The organism is Pimelobacter simplex (assembly GCF_024662235.1).
Classification (GTDB): Bacteria; Actinomycetota; Actinomycetes; order Propionibacteriales; family Nocardioidaceae; genus Nocardioides.
In genome coordinates, this window is record NZ_CP096276.1 from 5,927,549 (window position 1) to 5,944,559 (window position 17,011).

At 70.6% G+C, this 17,011-nt stretch carries 18 protein-coding genes and 1 tRNA gene; 15 read left to right on the plus strand and 4 right to left on the minus strand.

The window, feature by feature from the left end:
* Nucleotides 1-96: 96 nt before the first annotated feature.
* Nucleotides 97-1,062, plus strand: coding sequence for an IS481 family transposase (locus M0M48_RS29020; RefSeq protein WP_257750317.1), 966 nt, complete (start codon nucleotides 97-99; stop codon nucleotides 1,060-1,062).
* Nucleotides 1,063-1,089: 27 nt separating this feature from the next.
* Nucleotides 1,090-1,737, plus strand: a complete 648-nt coding sequence (locus M0M48_RS29025) for a TetR/AcrR family transcriptional regulator (RefSeq protein WP_257753790.1) — start codon at nucleotides 1,090-1,092, stop codon at nucleotides 1,735-1,737.
* On the opposite strand, the gene M0M48_RS29030 is transcribed toward M0M48_RS29025, so the two are convergent.
* Nucleotides 1,700-2,113, minus strand: a complete 414-nt coding sequence (locus M0M48_RS29030) for a hypothetical protein (RefSeq protein ID WP_257753791.1) — start codon at nucleotides 2,111-2,113, stop codon at nucleotides 1,700-1,702. The two genes, M0M48_RS29025 and M0M48_RS29030, sit on opposite strands and share 38 nt — an antisense overlap.
* On the minus strand, nucleotides 2,110-3,063 hold the full coding sequence (locus M0M48_RS29035; RefSeq protein ID WP_257753792.1) for a carbon-nitrogen hydrolase family protein: 954 nt from the start codon (nucleotides 3,061-3,063) through the stop codon (nucleotides 2,110-2,112). Before M0M48_RS29035 ends, M0M48_RS29030 begins: the two co-directional genes overlap by 4 nt.
* Nucleotides 3,064-3,145: 82 nt before the next feature.
* On the opposite strand from M0M48_RS29035, the gene M0M48_RS29040 reads away from it, so the two are divergent.
* Nucleotides 3,146-3,218 (plus strand) — tRNA-Arg (locus M0M48_RS29040).
* Nucleotides 3,219-3,434: 216 nt separating this feature from the next.
* On the opposite strand, the gene M0M48_RS29045 is transcribed toward M0M48_RS29040, so the two are convergent.
* Nucleotides 3,435-4,118, minus strand: a complete 684-nt coding sequence (locus M0M48_RS29045) for a hypothetical protein (protein WP_257759285.1) — start codon at nucleotides 4,116-4,118, stop codon at nucleotides 3,435-3,437.
* A gap of 102 nt (nucleotides 4,119-4,220) precedes the next feature.
* Entirely contained in the window at nucleotides 4,221-4,574 is a 354-nt protein-coding gene (locus tag M0M48_RS29050) for a hypothetical protein (protein WP_257753794.1), read from the minus strand.
* A gap of 440 nt (nucleotides 4,575-5,014) precedes the next feature.
* Between M0M48_RS29050 and M0M48_RS29055 the strand changes: the two genes are divergently transcribed.
* From M0M48_RS29055 to M0M48_RS29110, 12 genes are all read left to right on the plus strand, one after another.
* Nucleotides 5,015-5,911 (plus strand): ABC transporter ATP-binding protein, encoded by an 897-nt coding sequence (locus M0M48_RS29055; protein ID WP_257753795.1) that lies wholly within the window; start codon nucleotides 5,015-5,017, stop codon nucleotides 5,909-5,911.
* 34 nt (nucleotides 5,912-5,945) lie between these two features.
* A complete protein-coding gene (locus tag M0M48_RS29060; RefSeq protein WP_257753796.1) occupies nucleotides 5,946-6,566 on the plus strand; it encodes a hypothetical protein in 621 nt (206 codons plus the stop codon).
* On the plus strand, nucleotides 6,563-7,360 hold the full coding sequence (locus M0M48_RS29065; RefSeq protein WP_257753797.1) for an MlaE family ABC transporter permease: 798 nt from the start codon (nucleotides 6,563-6,565) through the stop codon (nucleotides 7,358-7,360). The genes M0M48_RS29060 and M0M48_RS29065 overlap by 4 nt, the downstream gene beginning before the upstream one ends.
* A gap of 5 nt (nucleotides 7,361-7,365) precedes the next feature.
* Nucleotides 7,366-8,217, plus strand: coding sequence for an ABC transporter permease (locus tag M0M48_RS29070; RefSeq protein WP_252372836.1), 852 nt, complete (start codon nucleotides 7,366-7,368; stop codon nucleotides 8,215-8,217).
* A complete protein-coding gene (locus M0M48_RS29075; protein ID WP_257753798.1) occupies nucleotides 8,218-9,378 on the plus strand; it encodes an MCE family protein in 1,161 nt (386 codons plus the stop codon). It begins immediately after the preceding gene.
* A complete protein-coding gene (locus M0M48_RS29080; RefSeq protein WP_215813405.1) occupies nucleotides 9,375-10,463 on the plus strand; it encodes an MCE family protein in 1,089 nt (362 codons plus the stop codon). The genes M0M48_RS29075 and M0M48_RS29080 overlap by 4 nt, the downstream gene beginning before the upstream one ends.
* Nucleotides 10,460-11,509, plus strand: coding sequence for an MCE family protein (locus tag M0M48_RS29085; protein WP_257753799.1), 1,050 nt, complete (start codon nucleotides 10,460-10,462; stop codon nucleotides 11,507-11,509). The genes M0M48_RS29080 and M0M48_RS29085 overlap by 4 nt, the downstream gene beginning before the upstream one ends.
* On the plus strand, nucleotides 11,506-12,672 hold the full coding sequence (locus M0M48_RS29090) for an MCE family protein (RefSeq protein ID WP_257753800.1): 1,167 nt from the start codon (nucleotides 11,506-11,508) through the stop codon (nucleotides 12,670-12,672). The genes M0M48_RS29085 and M0M48_RS29090 overlap by 4 nt, the downstream gene beginning before the upstream one ends.
* Before the next feature lies 1 nt (nucleotide 12,673).
* Nucleotides 12,674-13,780, plus strand: coding sequence for an MCE family protein (locus M0M48_RS29095; protein ID WP_257753801.1), 1,107 nt, complete (start codon nucleotides 12,674-12,676; stop codon nucleotides 13,778-13,780).
* On the plus strand, nucleotides 13,777-14,835 hold the full coding sequence (locus M0M48_RS29100; protein ID WP_257753802.1) for an MCE family protein: 1,059 nt from the start codon (nucleotides 13,777-13,779) through the stop codon (nucleotides 14,833-14,835). Before M0M48_RS29095 ends, M0M48_RS29100 begins: the two co-directional genes overlap by 4 nt.
* Before the next feature lie 11 nt (nucleotides 14,836-14,846).
* Nucleotides 14,847-16,142 (plus strand): hypothetical protein, encoded by a 1,296-nt coding sequence (locus tag M0M48_RS29105; RefSeq protein WP_257753803.1) that lies wholly within the window; start codon nucleotides 14,847-14,849, stop codon nucleotides 16,140-16,142.
* 123 nt (nucleotides 16,143-16,265) lie between these two features.
* Complete coding sequence (locus M0M48_RS29110; RefSeq protein WP_257753804.1) at nucleotides 16,266-16,991, plus strand: hypothetical protein; 726 nt, start codon at nucleotides 16,266-16,268, stop codon at nucleotides 16,989-16,991.
* Nucleotides 16,992-17,011: the final 20 nt, after the last annotated feature.

Below are 17,011 nucleotides of genomic sequence, written 5' to 3' on the forward strand. Positions count from 1 at the left end.
GGCCAGGACGTTGGTAGCGGCGAGCCTGGTTGAACGAACGAGAACCTCCGAATGGGATGTGGCTTGTCTAAGGCCCACTCCAACCCGGAGGTTCTCGTGTCCCACGGTAGTGCCCGGCTGACCGTTCACGGTCGGCGCCTGATCGTCCAACGCCACCAAGCAGGCTGGAAACAAGCCCACATCGCTGCGGCGATGGGCGTGTCCCGCAAGTGCGTGAAGACCTGGATCGACCGCTACACCGCCGAAGGCGAAGACGGCCTGGCCACCCGCTCCTCACGCCCCCACTCGATGCCCACCAAGACCAGCAACGAGGTCGAGCAGAAGGTTCTCACCGCGCGTGCCGAGCATCGCGACGGACCCGATGTCCTCGGAGCGAAGGTCGGCGTTCCTGCCCGCACAGTGTCGCGGATCCTGCGCCGCCACCACGTGCCCTACCTTCGCGAGCTGGATCCGATCACCGGCGAGGTGATCCGATCCTCGAAGCAGACCGCGACCCGCTACGAGCGAGAGCGGCCTGGCGAGCTGGTCCACATGGATGTCAAGAAGCTCGGCAAGATCCCCGCCGGCGGCGGCTGGAAGGCTCACGGCCGCGGAGCCGGGTCGATCATGCGCGATCGCAACACCAAGGTCGGGTTCGACTTCGTTCACTCACTCGTCGACGACCACTCCCGCCTGGCCTACAGCGAGGTGCTGCCTGACGAGAAGGGCCCGACCTGCGCCGCGTTCCTCGAGCGCGCGATCGACTACTTCGCAGCCCATGGCATCACCCGGATCGAGCGTCTGATGACAGACAACGCCTGGGCCTACCGATGGTCGCTACGTGCCGTATGCGCCGAGCACGACATCAAGCAGAGGTTCATCAAGCCGCACTGTCCCTGGCAGAACGGGAAGGTGGAGCGCCTCAACCGGACCCTGACCACCGAGTGGGCCTACCGTCGCGCCTTCGCCAGCAACGACGAGCGAGTAGCCGCCCTTGCGCCCTGGCTCGAGCACTACAACACTGAACGCCGCCACAGCGCACTCGGAGGTAAGCCGCCGATCAGCCGGCTGCTACCAACCTGATGGCCGGGTACACCTAGAGTGCGGGACGTGACGACGAGCCCCCGCGGCGCCCGCCGCAAGGCCCGCACCGCCACCGCGATCCTCGACGCCGCCGAGGGACTCTTCCGCGAGCGCGGCCTCCAGGCCACGACGATCGACGAGGTGGCCGAGGCCGCCGACGTCTCGGTGGGCTCGGTCTACGTGCACTTCAAGAACAAGGCCGGGCTCTACCTGGCCCTGGTCGAGCGGGCCCTCGACCTCAACGAGCAGGCGATGGCGCACGTGCTCGACCTCGGGCTCGACAGCCCCCTGGAACGGGTCCTCGCCGCGGGCGACGCCTACCTGCGCTTCCACGTCGAGCACCCGGGCGCCTTCCAGATGATCGCGCTGCGGGTGCTGGAGCCGGGCTCGGGCCAGGCCGATCCCGAGGTCGAGGAGCGCATCGCCGAGCGGGTCGAGGCCCTCGTCGGCGCGGTGCAGACCGACCTCGAGGCCGCCGTCCGGGCGGGGGAGATCCGGGCCGACGTCGACCTGGCCCGGGCCACCCGCTTCGTGTGGGGCGCCTGGAACGGCGTGATCGCGCTGTCCCTGCGCCAGGACCGGCTCCGCATCGACGACGACGAGCTCGCCGCGACGCTCGCCGTCGGCCGCCGCCTGCTCAGCGACGCGCTGCGCGCCGACGCCGCAGCGCTGTAGCCGCGAACCCCACGAAGCCCACCGACGTGGTCACGAACGAGCCCGCGACCGCCACCCGGTAGCGCCGGTCGTCGGCCAGCTCCGGGCGGAACGCCAGCGGGAGGAAGAGCATCGCGTTGCTCCACGCGCCGGCCGCGAGCGTGCGCTGGAGCGGGGCCGGGGCGTCCGGCAGGGCGGCGCCGAGCGCGACGGTCGCCGTACCGAGGGCGGCGAGGTCGAGGTGCCACTGGCGCACCCGCGGGGTGCTGACGATGCCGAGGCGCCTGGCGCGCTCCTTGTCCGCGATCGCGAGCGTGTAGATCCAGCCGGACAGCGCGCCGGCCGCGAGCTCGACCGCGCCGGAGGTGGTCAGGGCGCTGGGGGTGGTGGTGCTCATCGGGTGCTCTCCTCGTGCTGGTGGGTGCGTTGCTGCTGGGCCCGCGCATAGGCGCGCCGCCCGATCGTGTTGTGGAAGTGCCAGGCGGCCGCGGCGACCGCGCCCCGCCGCTGCAGCCAGAAGCGGTCATGGGCGAAGGCCGGCGTCGTCCGCCCGAGCGTGACCTCGGCGATCACCACGCCCTCGCCCTGGTCGCGGTGCCGGGAGGCCAGCACCTGCCCGCGGGCGTCGCAGATCTGCGCGCCTCCCTCGAGCCGGCCGCGGTAGCGCAGCGGCGTACCGAGGAAGGCACAGTCCACCCGCCCGGCGTGCGCCGCGTGGACGACCGGCGCCCCGACGTACCGGGCGAAGGTGGCGGGCGCGGCCGTGGCCCGTGCGTGGTTGCGGCGCTCGGCGCCCCCGAGCAGCGGCCACTCCGGCAGGCTCCACCAGCCCGATCCGCCGACCACGAGGTCGACCTCACCGCCGAGCCGGGCGACCGTCTGGGAGCGCATCAGCTCCCAGCACAGGGCCACGCCGACCGTCGTACCGGCGACGTCGAGGCGGCCCGGGTCGCTCCCGCCGGTGTAGAGCGCGCTCTCCCACATCGTCGGCAGGTCCTTGTCGTGGCGCCCGACCAGCCCGTCCGGTCCGAACAGCAGGAAGGCGTTGCGCACCTCGCCGTCGAGATCGCGCACCAGCGTCGAGCCACCCACGTGGATCCCGTGCCGCGCGGCCAGCTCCGCCAGCAGCCGGGTCGGCTCCCCGTCGATCCCCGGCGCCTCCGCCGAGATCCGCGGCAGGTAGCCGATCCCCGTCGAGAAGAACTCGGGCAGCACGACCCAGCCCGCGCCGTCGTACGCCGCCCGGTCGGCGAGCCGCTCGCAGTCCGCCAGGTTCGCCGCGACGTCCCCGAGCCGCGCCTCGGTCTGCACCGCGGCCGCGCGGATCGTAGTTGGAGTAGCGCTCATAATTGAACGCTACTCCAATTGTGGCGCGGCGGGGAAGGGTGCGCGCGGCCGGCCGGTCCGGACCTGACAGGATGGAGCCCGCGCCCCCGTAGCTCAGTGGATAGAGCAGCCGCCTCCTAAGCGAAAGGTCGTAGGTTCGACTCCTACCGGGGGCACCGCTGTGCAAATCAGAGGTTCTGCGCGGGTCGAAGTCCGATCGACAGCTTTCGGCCGAAGCAGCGGCACGGCCAGGACGCCATGCCGCACCCATGCCGGACGCCTCGCCGAAGGCGTTCTCCGGCCCCCTTTGCGGAGGGTGGCTGCGTACGATCGTGACCGCGTCGGACGTCGCCAGCCATCTCTAGGGCTCGGGCCTGCTCGTGGAGCGAGCGTCAAGCGGCGGTGCTCGGATCGGAATCAGTCGCCCGAGGTGCTTGGCCTCCCGCGTAGTGCTGATCGGGGAGGGAATCGGGCCACGCGGCGGCTTGGCGACGCAATCGTCGGCGCTCGACCGTTTTGACGAGCCAATCCACCATCCCGTGAATCGCCCCGCCAAGGGGCAGGAGTTCGAATAGGTCAAGGGGAATGGGCGCCCGGCGACGGCCGTCGAGAAGCTCCTCAAGGGTCGAGACGGTCTCGGGATCGAGCTTACTCTTGGCCTGGCGCAGTTGAGCCTCCTGAGCATTCAACTCTTCCTTCGCCGCGACTAGTCGCTGAGCATCGCTTTGGAGTTCAGTGCGGCGCCGTTGAAGATCGACCGCCCGAGCTCGCAGTTCGACATACGACTGAAGCTCGGCGCGAATGGTCTCTGCCGTCTCGGCGTCCGCCAGTGCGTCAGCCGCCCGCTGGCGAGCTTCGGCCTCGGTGCGCAGCAGCCGCCAATCGGGTCCGTGACTCAACTTCCATGCCGCCCCAAGTGCGGCGAGGCCAAGCGGGGCAGCAAAGGCAGTGGTGAGAGCGATGAAGATTGAGAGCGACGTGCTCGGCTCACGGCTCCCCTCGACAACTATCCACACGGTGCCGCCGATCAGCCCGACCCCAAGGACACATAGCAGAGTCTGACCAAGTCGCTTCATGCGACGAACCCTATTGGCTCGGAGTAGCCAAGGGATGTCGCAGTCACGAGCGCTACCCGGACCACTAGGCGCCGACCTGGAATGGCGGGGTTGCCGACCTGTTCAGTGGTCGATCAGGCCCGCCTCGTGCTCGTCGACGTGGCGCGCCATCCCGCCCCCGCGTCCATAGACCTCGCAGTCGTCAACCGTGCAGGGGTAGTACCCCAAGTCCGACGCAAGGGCCTCGGAACGAAGATTCTTGCCACCGTCCTCGAAGTGGTACCCAGCGTCGACCAGGCGATCGATGATCCGCTGATGCTCCTGAAGGCCGTTCAGGATGGTCTCGGCCCGCTTGTCGTGGCCCTGGACAAAATGCCGACCCGGCCCAGCCTCTCGTCCGCAGCGGCAGAAGCACTCGCCGTTCGGACGCTTGGCTACCGGGACTTTCGGAAGAGTCTTCTTCTTGACCGTTGGCATGTAGTTACTCCTTGAGGTTCTTCTTGATAGGAAGTCAAGACCTTACCCTTGGCATTCGAGAAGAACAACGGCCATGTGCCGAGCGCGTGCTGGGGCACGCGGCGTGCCCGCTTCGCGAGCGTTTCGGAGATGTCCGTCTCGCGGTTGGCCCGCAGGGCGGCCCTTTGTGCGATTGGCTCCAGGGAGCGAATCGGCGTCCTGGCGCGCACCAGCGCCGGCCTCGACCTGCCTGTCCTCGCCAGGGCGAGCCCGGCTGAGAACGTCACATCTCAACTCTTTGTGACCCTTGACACATCTTACTACACGTGCGAAGTATATGGGGATGTAACTGTCAGTTGTAACTGCTGGTTACACCGCTCGAGGGGTGCGAGCGGCGAAGGCACGGGCGGGTTCTCGGAGGCTCGCTGCGCCCGTGCGGAGCCCTACGGGAGGACCCTCACGTGACACGTGGACCAGCACCCACCGTCGAGACGGCCGCAGGCCGGAGCGTTGCGGCCGGCCTCGAACCGGACGTCGATCCGGGCGCGGTGATCTCGCTGCGCGGGGTGAGCAAGGCGTTCGGGCCCATGCAGGTGCTCGACGACGTCAGCTTCGACGTGGCGCGGGGGCAGATCACCTCGGTGCTCGGGCCGTCGGGCACGGGCAAGTCGGTGCTGCTCAACACGATCATCGGGATGTACCCGCCCGAGCGGGGGCAGATCTACGTCGACGGTGAGCCGATCGTGGGGATGCGGCACCGCGACCTGATGCGGGTACGACGCAAGTTCGGTGTGCTGTTCCAGGACGGTGCGCTGTTCGGGTCGATCAGCCTCTACGACAACATCGCGTTCCCGTTGCGCGAGCACACGGACCTGACCGAGGCGCAGGTGCGCGAGGTCGTGCACACCAAGGCCGACATGGTGGGTCTGGTCAAGCACCTGGGCAAGATGCCCGGTGAGGTCTCGGGCGGGATGAAGAAGCGCGCCGGGCTGGCCCGGGCGTTGGCGCTGGACCCGGAGATCGTGTTCTTCGACGAGCCCGACTCGGGGCTCGACCCGGTGCGGGTGGCTCACCTGGACGAGCTGATGCGGTCGGTGCAGGCCGTCACGGGGTGCACGTTCTTCGTGATCACCCACAACATCGACTCCGTACGGCGTACGGCTGATCACATCGGGATGCTGTTCCGCTCCCGGCTGGTCGCCTTCGGACCCGCGGCCGAGGTGCTCGCCAGCGAGCGGCCGATCGTGCAGCAGTTCTTCGCCGGCGAGGCCCGTGGCCCCATCGGCATGGACGAGATGGTCGATGCCGAGACCGAGCTGGGCGTCGACGCCGGTCTCGGCGAGCCGTCCGTCCCCTGATCCCTGTCGTCCCCACCGACCCGAAGGAAGCGTCATGTCGACGAGCCTCGTCACCAAGAAGCGACTGGTCACCAGCAAGCCCGCGGCCGAGGAGTCCCCGGCCGAGCAGCCCCCGGCGGACCTGCCTCCGGCCGACCTCCCTCCGGCCGCGCGCGGCTTCCGGCCGCGGCCCCCGGTCGTCGCGGCGGTCGTGCTGGTGCTGCTGCTCGCGGCGGCGGTGGGCTACCTGTGGCTGCGGCTCGACGACAGCCGGGCGGACGTCGACCGGCTGGAGTCGGCCTCGGTCACCCGGGCCGAGGTGCTCGAGCAGGCGCGGGGTCTCGCGGTCGCGCTGACGACGTACGACTACCGCGACCTCGCGGCCCAGCAGCGGCTGCTGGAGCAGGGCTCGACCGACGCCTTCCAGCAGAAGTTCGCCGAGACCAACAAGACGCTGGCGCCGATGTTCACCCAGCTCCAGGCCACCGCCAAGGGCACCGTGATCGATGCCGCGGTCCAGAAGGTCGACGGCGACCTGGCCACGGTGCTGGTGTTCGCGGACCAGTCGGCCAGCAGCAAGCAGAGCGCGGAGCCGACCAGCCAGGCCAGCCGGCTGCGGATGCACCTGGTCCGGCACGGTGACACCTGGCTCCTCGACAGCGTGGACCTCTTGTGAGGGCCGGGCCGGTCCCGGCGCTGGGGGAGAGCGCGCGCGGGTTCGGCGGCATGGTCGCCATGTTCGTCGACTCGTGCGCGGTCACCGTCCGCGCGCTCGTACGACGACGCTTCTCGTGGTGGGAATTCGTGCTCCAGACGCGGTTCCTGGCCTCGGTCTCGCTGTTGCCGACCATCCTCATCGCGATCCCGTTCGGCCTGGTCCTGGTGCTCACGGTGGGCGGACTGACCAGCCAGGTCGGTGCCGCGTCGCTCGTCGGCGGCGTCAACTCGGTCGGCACCGTGCGCCAGGCCGCGCCGATCATCAGCGGCATCGTGCTGGCGGGCGCTGGGGGCTCCGCGATCTGCGCGGACCTCGGCTCGCGTGCCATCCGCAGCGAGATCGCGGCGATGCGGGTGATGGCGGTCGATCCGCTGGAGCGCCTCGTCGCGCCGCGGATCCTGGCCACGATGCTGGTCAGCGTCCTGCTCAACGGGGTGGTCGCGTTCGTCGGGATCATCAGCGGCTACCTGTCTGCGGTCTACCTGCTCAACAGCACCGCGGGTGGTTTCCTCCAGTCCTTCAGCGCGTTCGCGCAGCCGGCTGACCTGATCGAGTCGACGGTCAAGGCGGCGTTGTTCGGGCTGGTCGCGGCGCTCGTGGCGTCGTACCAGGGGCTCAACGCGCAGCACGGTCCGGCCGGCGTCGGCGACGCGGTCAACCGGTCCGTCGTACTGACCGGCGTGCTGCTGTTCGTCATCAACCTCGTGGTGAGCCAGGTCTTCCTGCTGGCCGCGCCACCGAGGGTGGGGTGAGGACGATGGCGACGTCCTTGATGCCGCGCACCGGCCCCCGCTGGGGCGGGCTGATCGTGCGCGGGTTCGGCGACAACCTGCGCCGCCAGGGCACGATGCTGCTGTTCTGCATCCACGCGGTCGTGACGATCCCGCTCGCGCTGCGCCGCTACCGCCACGAGGTGTGGCGGCTGCTGGCCGAGATCGCCTTCGGCAAGGGGCTCCTGACCGTCGCGGCGAGCACGGTGTTCGTCTCCGCGCTGCTGTCCGCGGTGATCGGCGTCCAGCTCGGCCTGGAGGGCATGCAGGGCCTGAGCGTGGTCGGTCTCTCGCCGCTCTCGGGCCTGGTCGCCGCGGTCGGCAACACCCGCGAGCTCGCGCCGCTCATCACCGCGTTCGGGCTCGCCGCCCAGATGGGCTGCCGGTTCACCGCCCAGCTCGGCGCGATGCGGATCAGCGGCGAGATCGACGCCATGGACACGATGGCGGTCTCCAGCATGGAGTACCTCGTGACCACCCGGCTGATCGCGGTCAGCATCTTCGTCGTCCCGCTCTACCTGGTCACGCTCTCGGGTGCCTACCTCGCCTCGAAGGTGACGGTGCAGCTCATCGCGGGCCAGGGGACCGGCACGTACGACCACTACTTCTACCTCTTCCTCGATCCCGGGGACGTCGTCCTGTCGGTGCTCAAGGTCGTGGTGCTCGGCCTCATGATCACGTTCATCCACTGCTTCTACGGCTACACCGCGCAGGGTGGGCCCGAGGGCGTCGGCGTCGCGTCGGGGCGCGCGATCCGGGCGAGCATCGTGACGATCGCGGTCGCCGACATGCTGATGACGCTGCTGTTCTGGGGCACCTCGACGGGGGTGCGGGTCTAGATGGACATCTACGCGCTCTACCGCGACCCGCGCGTCCTGACCCGGCTGGGCGTGGTCTTCAGCGTGCTCGTGCTGGGGGTCGCGGGGCTCGTGATCGCCCAGTTCAACGGGGCATTCTCGGGGGCGCCGACACTGCGGGTGCAGCTCCCGCCGGCCAGCTCGGTGGTCGCGGTCGACAGCCCGGTGACCTATCGCGACGTGCGCGTCGGGACGGTCGTCAAGGCCGCGCGGACCGGCGCGGGCACCGGCGACGACAGCGTTCCCGAGGTCGAGGTCCGGATCGAGCGGCACTGGCTCGACCGCCTGCCGCGGGACGTCGTCGCGACGGTCGGGCCGATCTCCATCTTCGGCAACCAGTACGTCCAGCTGCTCGCCACCCACGACGGCGGGCCTGCCGGGCTGCCCGACGACGCCGTCGTCCCGGCGTACGACGCAGCGCGGAATCCCTCTCTGCAAGGCACTTTCGTCGCCCTCAACGACGTGCTCAAGGAGGTCAGCCCGGCCCGGCTCAATGCCGGTCTCTCCGGCCTGGCCACGGCGCTGAACGGCCAGGGCGACGAGCTCGGCCGGACGCTGGTCTCCACCAACGACTACCTCGGCATCATGCTCCCGCTGTGGCCGACGCTCGTCGAGAACCTCGACGAGCTCGCCACCTTCGCGGGCGGGCTCAGCGAGATCACGCCCGAGTTCCTCTCGCTCGTCGAGAACGTCACGACCACCGCCCGCACGGTGCGCGAGAACGCCGACTCGTTCCGGTCGCTGGTGAGCAACGGCAGCAAACTCGCGGTGACGTCGGCCCACCTGCTGGAGAGCACCATCGACGCGTACGCCGACAGCGTGGACGGCGCGGTCGCGCTGCTCGCCGCGCTCTCGCAGGGCCCCGACGTCATCACCCGGAACCTGCGCAGCATCGACCGCTGGGCCGCGTCCTGGGCGCCCGCGCTGGCCGACGGCATGCCCGACATCCGGATGGCCGCGCTCTCGGTGCGCAACCCGGCGGACCTCGTGCTCGCGATGACCGCGGGCGGCGACCCCGACCAGATCGTCCGGCTCCTCAACGAGGCGGTCCGTCCGGGCTTCGCCGACCCGCCGACGTACCAGGGCTGCCCGCAGCCGCTCTGCTCGCTCAGCCGCCGCTCGACCGACAGGAGCACGCCGTGACGAGCGCCCGCCCGCCCCGCTCCGGACGCCTGCTGCTGTCGGTGGCCGTGTTCGTCGCGGTCTCCCTGCTGCTGACGGTCTTCGTGGTCATCTCCGTGCTCGACCTCGGCCGGCGCAACGGCGAGGAGTACCACGCCCGGCTCGACGACGCCGCCGGCCTGCGCTCGGGCGACGACGTCACCGTCGCCGGGCTCGAGGTCGGCAAGGTGACGGGCGTCGAGCTGCGCGGGGACGACGTCGAGGTCACCTTCGTCGTGAGCGGCGACCACGCCGTCCACACCAACACCCGCACGGCCGTCCGGTACGCCAACCTGATCGGCACCCGCTACCTGGCGCTGCTGCCGCCGGACGGCCCGCCCGCCGACCGGCTCCGGGCCGGCGGGACGCTGCCCGCCCGGCAGAGCCTGCCCACGGTCGACCTGACCGCGGTCTTCGACGGCTTCCAGCCGCTCTTCGACGCGCTCGACCCCGAGCAGGTCAACCAGCTCACGGCGTCGATCGTCGCGATCTTCCAGGGGGAGTCGGGGACCGTGGCCAACCTCGTCGACCAGGTCGGCACCATCACCACGCACCTCGCCGGTCGCAAGGAGGTCATCTCCACGGTGATCACGAGCCTCGCCGACCTGCTCACCAGCGTCAACGAGCAGGGCGACGCGCTGAGCAGCATGATCGACGACTTCGGCTCGGTGGTGGGCAACCTCAGCGACCAGCGCGCGGTGCTCGCCTCGACCATCGACGGCCTGGCCCGCTTCGGCGAGGACGCCGCCGCGCTGACCCGGGAGTCGACCGACGCGATCAACGCCGACATCGACGGCGTCGCAGACGCCTCCGCGGTGCTGAACGAGAGCTCCGACGCGATCATCGACCTGATGCGGGACGTCCCCGACACCGTCGACGCCCTCAACCGGATCATGGACTCCGGCTCGTTCGTCAAGGTCTACCTCTGCAACCTCGACCTGCGCGCCACGGGCCGGCTCAATCTCTCCCTCGTGCCGGGGCTCGCCGCGCCGCAGGACCCGGCCGGTCTCCAGCTGCCCTCGGGGCAGGTCGGCGACCCCGCCCGCGCCGGAAAGGTCTGCCGATGAACCTGCGCGACTTCGACCTCGACGACTGGCGGGTCTCCGACCGCGATCCGCTCAAGGTGGCGGTGATCGCCGCCGCGGTGCTGCTGGTGCTCGTCCTGCTCGGCCTCAACCTGACCCGGCTGCCGTTCGTCAACAGCAAGGACGACCACGCGGCGTACCTGACGAGTGCGTCGGGGCTGACCGGAGGCGAGACCGTGCAGGTACGCGGTGTCCGGGTCGGCAAGGTGACCGGCATCGTCTTGGAGGACGACCGGGTACGGGTCGACTTCGAGGTGGACAGCGACGTCGGCCTCGGCGAGCTGACCTCGGCCCGGGTCAAGGTGCTCAACCCGCTCGGCTCGCAGTTCCTCGAGCTCGACCCGGCCGGTCCGGGCGAGCTGGACGAGCCCATCCCGGTGGAGCGCACCTTCGCCAGCCGCACCCTCGTCAACGAGCTGGGCCGGGTCTCCGGGCAGCTCGACCAGACCGACATCCCCCAGCTGCAGAAGGCCTTGGACACCGTCACCGCCACCCTCACCGGTACGTCGGCCGACGCCGTCGAGCGTGCCCTCACCGGCCTCAACGACTTCGCCGGCAACCTCGCCGAGGACGCCGACAAGATCTCCGAGCTCGTCGCCTCGGGCAGCGAGCTGATCAAGATCATCAACGAGCGCCGCGACGTCATCGTCAACATCGTCAGCCAGGGCGACGCCCTCACCGCGGTGCTCCGTGAGCGGCGCCAGGCGATCAGCCGGCTCGTGCGCGGGACCGCGGACCTCAGCGCGCAGCTCGCCGGAATCCTGGCCGTCAACCGCGACAAGCTCGGCCCGATGCTGCACAACCTCGAGAAGATCTCGAAGGCGCTGGCCACCGAGAACGAGAGCCTCGGCCAGGCGATCCCGGCGATGGAGCAGCTGAGCACCAACATCGCGCGCGTCACCGGGACCGGGCGGTTCGTCGACATCGTCGTGCCCAACGGGCTGATCCCCGACGCCGTCATCCAGGAGTGCGCCGACGCCGGTGCCTTCCCAGCGCCCAACGACCCGAGAGTGGGGTGCCGGCCATGAGCCGCCTGCGCCGAATGCCCCGCGTGATCGCCCTGCTCGGGGCCCTGCTCGTGGTCGTCGCCGCCCTCGTGGTGTGGCGGGCGAGCGCCGGGCCGGGCACCTACCGGGTGACCGCGACGTTCGCCGAGGCGCCGGGCGTCTACGTCGGCAACTCCGTCAAGATCCTGGGCGTCCCGGTGGGCCGGGTGACCCGGGTCGATCCCGGGGCCGCGGGTGTCGAGGTGGAGCTCGAGGTCACCGCCGACCACCGGCTCCCGGCCGACGTGAGTGCCTTCCTGATGGCACCGAACGCGGTCAACGACCGGTTCATCGAGCTCGCCCCGGCGTACGACGGCTCGGGCCCGCGCCTCGGCGACGGCGACCGGATCGCGGTCGACCGGACCGTCGTACCGCAGTCGGTGGACCAGATCATCGACAACCTCGACGAGTTCTCCCGGCTGCTCGGGCCCGAGGGCGCCAACGCCGACGGCTCGCTCTCGCGGGTGCTCGGCGCGCTGGCCGAGCGCCTCGGCGGCAAGGGCACGACCGTGCACGAGCTCGTCGACAACCTCGGGACGACGCTCGACGCCGTCGCGAGCGACCCCGAGGCGGTGACCTCCGGGCTGACCGACCTCGGCGAGCTGAGCACCGCGGCGGCCGGCGTCAGCACGACGTACCGCGACCTGGCGGAGAACCTGGCCTCGGTCAGCGGCGTCCTCGCCGGCGACGCGCCGCAGGTCACCGCGGTGCTGACCAACCTGCAGGACCTGCTGGCCGAGCTCAACACCTTCGTGCAGGAGAACAAGGACCAGCTCGCCGGCACCATCACCAGCCTGTCCGGTGTCGCCGGCGAGGTCGGCAAGCAGCAGAAGGCGCTGACCCGCCTGCTGCGCAACCTGCCGCTGGCGACGTCCAACGTGGGCAACGCGATCGTGGACACCAAGGACGGCAAGGCGATCCGGGCCCGGTTCGACCCGGTCGCCGGAGCCCCCGTCCGCGCGCAGATCTGCGGTGACGGACTGCTGCGGATGATGGCCGTCGCGCTGACCCCGGACCTCTCCGACCGCGAGGTGCTCGACCTCGCCTGCGGCACCGACCGCTGGCTCGACGAGCTGCGCAAGCCGAAGGGCACCCCGGACGCGGCCGCCTGGACCCGGCGGGCGCTCGAAGGGCTGGGTGGCTGACATGGCCAGGACAACCAGGACCACGCGGCTGCTGCCGATCGCCGTGCTCGCCTCGACCACCGCACTGACGCTGACACTGACGCTGGCCGTGAGCGGCTGCTCGCTCAGCCTCCAGGACATGCCGAAGCCCGGCGGTCTCGACGAGAAGACCTACAGCGTCACGGCGTCCTTCGACGACGTCCTCAACCTGCCCGCCAACGCCGAGATCCGCGACGGCGCCCGGGTCGTGGGCGAGGTCGGCGCGATGGAGGTCGACGGCTACCGCGCCGAGGTCGAGCTGCGCTTCCTCGACGGCGTCGAGGTCCCGAGCGGGACGACGGTCGAGGTGCGCTTCGACAACCCCCTCGGGGACCAGTTCGTCGAGATCCACCGCCCACCCGAGGGCCAAGGCGGGCCCCCGCTGCGCGACGGCGACACCCTCGCCGCCGAGGACACCGCCGCGGCGCCGACCGTCGAGGACACCCTGGGCGCCTTCGCGACCGTCCTCACCGGCGGCGGCGTCGGCGACCTGCACACCATCTCCCGCGAGCTCAACGCGGTCTTCTCGGGCAACGAGCCGCAGGTACGCCAGCTCCTCGGCCGTCTGGAGAAGTCCGCCGAGCTGTTGGCCGGCGGGCTCGGCCCGATCGACCAGGCGCTCGACGAGGTCGCGCGCCTGTCCCGGCAGCTCGACGACGGCAGCGACGTCCTGGTCGACGGGATCAAGGAGATCTCACCGGCACTCGGCGTGCTCGCGGACCTCAACGACGACTTCAGTGAGCTGCTCCGGGGCCTCGACGGCCTGGCCGACGCGGGCAACCGGATCATCGACCGCAGCGGCCGGCAGACCGTGCGTGCGCTGAAGCGGCTGGTGCCCGTCGTACGGCAGATCGTGGAGTCGCGCGAGCTGATCACGCCGATGATCCGCAACGTGCGGGTCCTGGCCGACCAGGTGCCCGAGGTGACCAAGTACGGCTACGCCCGGACGTCGGTCGCGGCCCAGCTCGCCTTCAGCTCGGCGCCGTCGACCGCCAGCGGCACGGTCACCTCCGGCCGCCCGGCCGCCCACCCTGCCGCAACGTCGCTGATGACCGCGCTGGGCCCGCTCGAGTCGAGGAGGCAGCCATGAACCGGGTCTCACCGGTCCCGCGGTTGATCGGGATCGGGATCGGGCTGCTGCTCGGTCTCTACTACATCGGCGTGCAGATCATCGGCTGGTCGCCGGTCGACGACGACTACGAGGTCTCGGTCGACGTACCCCGGTCGGCGGGGCTGTTCGAGGACAGCGACGTCAGCTATCGCGGCGTCCGCATCGGCAAGGTGACCTCGATGGAGGTCAGCCCCTCGGGCGTGCACCTGCGGCTGAGCCTGTCCGGCGACCAGCCCGTCCCGCAGCGCGTCGAGGCCCGCGTCCGGATGCTCTCGGCCCTGGGGGAGAGCTATGTCGACCTCGTCCCCACCACCACGGTGCCGGCCGGCTCCGGCGAGCCGCACCTCGAGGCCGGCAGCACCATCGCCACCGGCACCGTCCCCACCACCGTCAGCGAGGCCCTCGCCAGCAGCACGGCCCTGCTGCGCTCCCTCGACCCCGCGGACCTCGACACCGTGCAGACCCTGATGGCCGACGCCTTCAGCGGCCTCGCCCCCGAGCTGCGCACCCTGGTCGTCGGCGGCCAGCGGTTCATCAACGCCGTCACCGACGCCGCCCCCGGCACCCGCCAGCTCATCGTCGACGGCCTCACCGTGCTCCGCACCGGCAACGCCACCCAGGAGCAGCTGGCCACGATCGTCCGCTCCTTCGACGTCCTGGCCCAGGGCCTCGCCGACAACGACGCCGACTTCGGCCAGCTCCTCGTCGACGGCGGCGAGGCCGCCGACACCATCGAGGAGCTCGTCCGCACCCAGACCGGACCCTTCCAAGAGCTGCTCCGCGGCACCGGTGCCATCGGCACCGCACTCAGCCGCAACACCGACGCCATCGAGGTGCTCTTCGGCCTGCTGCCGCGGGTCGGCAACGACCTCAGCAAGGTCGCCCGCGACGGCGTCTTCCACGGCGACCTGACCATCAACGTCGGCCAGCCGCTGTGCAGCACCCGGCCGCTCGCCGTACCGGCGACGTCGGGGGCGGCCGACCCGAAGCCGTGCGCCAAGGGGCCCGGCCTGCTGCAGCGCGGCCCGGACTGAGAGGAAGAGCGATGAGTCGACGAACGAAGAGGTTCCCGGCCGGGCTGGCCGCGGCGGCGCTGGCCGGCGCCGTCGTCCTGGCGGGGGTGTCCGCGCCCGCCGCCTGGGCCGATGACGACGACCCGCGCGAGCACTACCTGCCGCCGCTCCCTCCAGAGGCTGGGCAGGTGGAGTACGGCCTCAACCCCGACCCGTACCTGCCGCGCAGCATCGGCGAGCTCAAGCAGAGCCCGGAGCCGTCCTGCGCGGCGCCGGCCCTGCCTGCGCCCACCGACGCCGGTAGCGCCGAGGGCTACACCGTGCCCTTGCGGCTGAAGCTCTCGAACGGCGTGATGCTGGCCGGCTACAGCTCCCGGGCCAAGGGCTGGGGTGACCAGGTGCCGTTCTCGATCATCGGCTCCCGCATCACCGGCTGGGTCATCGCCCGGGTCAGCCTTCCGTCGATGAAGGTCACCGTCGCTCCAGCCGACGTCACGCTGTGCCCCTACGTCCGGGCCACGGACTCCGGGCCGACCATCAAGGCGCTCCAGTCCTACTCGCTGATCGAGATCGAGAGCCAGATCAGCCGGATCCAGCAGGGCGACCTGCCGCCGCCGTCGCTGCGCTGGGTGCCCTTCCCCGACACTACGATCGCCCCCTTCCCAGGCACGCTCGGCCAGCGGATCAGCGGCCTGGACAAGATGGGGATGACCAACATGATCGCTCGCGAGCTGACCGTCCGGGTGAGCGGCGTGGCCCCCGACGGTTCGCTGGAGATGGCCACGGACCTCGACTCCACGATGGACGCCGACCCGGGCCCGCTGCCCAACGGCAACCCGAACCCCCGCTTCCTGTGCCGCAACATGGGCGTCCAGGGCACCTTCGGCACGGCGGCCAAGGACCTGGCCGCGACGGCGGCCGAGCCGCCGGCCATCGCCGCGCAGCCGGGCAGCCCGGCCGACTTCTACTACCCACGCGTGCCGAAGCGGCAGGAGAAGGTCTACCTGCCGACCCGGAACCTGACCGGCGCGATCGAGGGCGGCACCGCGACGATCGGGTCCAACTCGTTCACGATCCGGGTGCCCAAGAGCGCTGCCAGCTGTGGCGCCGTGGTCAACACCCAGTTCTACGGCTACGGCTTCCACAACGGTGGCGCGGGCGAGACCCGCGACCTCGCCAACTTCTTTGCCGGTCCCTTCGTCGTGCTGCCGCCGCCCGAGGGCTATCCCATCGTGCCGGGCCTGAGCGACCTCTCCCTCGACGTCACCGTCGACGCGGTCGGACTCCCCAAGCGCGCCGATCTGCCGTCCGGCTACGGATTCGAGTGAGCGTCATGACCTCCTGACGCGCACCCCCCAGACGGAGCAACCCGTGCACCAACCTCACAGCACGGGCTGTCACCGAAGAGAAGGAACGCCCACGAAGTAGTACTCACAAGGAGACAACCCCCAATGTTGAACAAGAAGATGATCGGCGCCGCCCTCGGCGCCACCGCCCTCACCGCCGGCCTGGTCGCGGCGACCTCGACCTCGGCTCAGGCCAACCCGAACTGGCAGATGTGGAACGTCACGAGCGGCTCGGCGCTCACGGCCGGCACCACCGTCACCGGCTCCGGCACGCTGAAGTTCACGACCGAGATCAACAACAACCTCACCCGGATCGAGTGCCGGGCCACGGCGGGCCTGTTCAGCCAGACCCTCACCGCGGCCGACGTCGCCGACATCGCGCCCGGGGCGACCCGCTCGATCTCGGTCACCCCGCCCGCGCGGATCTCGTCGTCGACCGGTGGCTCCACCCTGGGTGTCTGCCAGGACGTGACCGACAACCTGTATCCGGACGGTGTCCCGCTCGACGTGACCACCCAGAACGGTCCATGGACGCTCAACCTGACCGCGCCCGCGGCGGGCACGCCGGGGGTGGTCTACACCGGCTCGATCACCGGGACGCTCGCGCTGCCCAGCAACGCCATCGTCTTCGAGGACCCGAGCATCGGCTGCAAGGCACAGGGACCGACCGGTGGTGCGACGACCAGCGGCAGCTACAACACGAGCACCAACGTGCTGACGGCCAACCCGCAGGCGTTCGCGGCGACGGCCATCAGCGGCTGCACGATCGCCAACACCCAGCTCACCAGCGGCACGCTGAGCCTCTCGCCGAAGCTCTCGCTGAAGTACTGACCGGCTCGCCTCCGGACGCC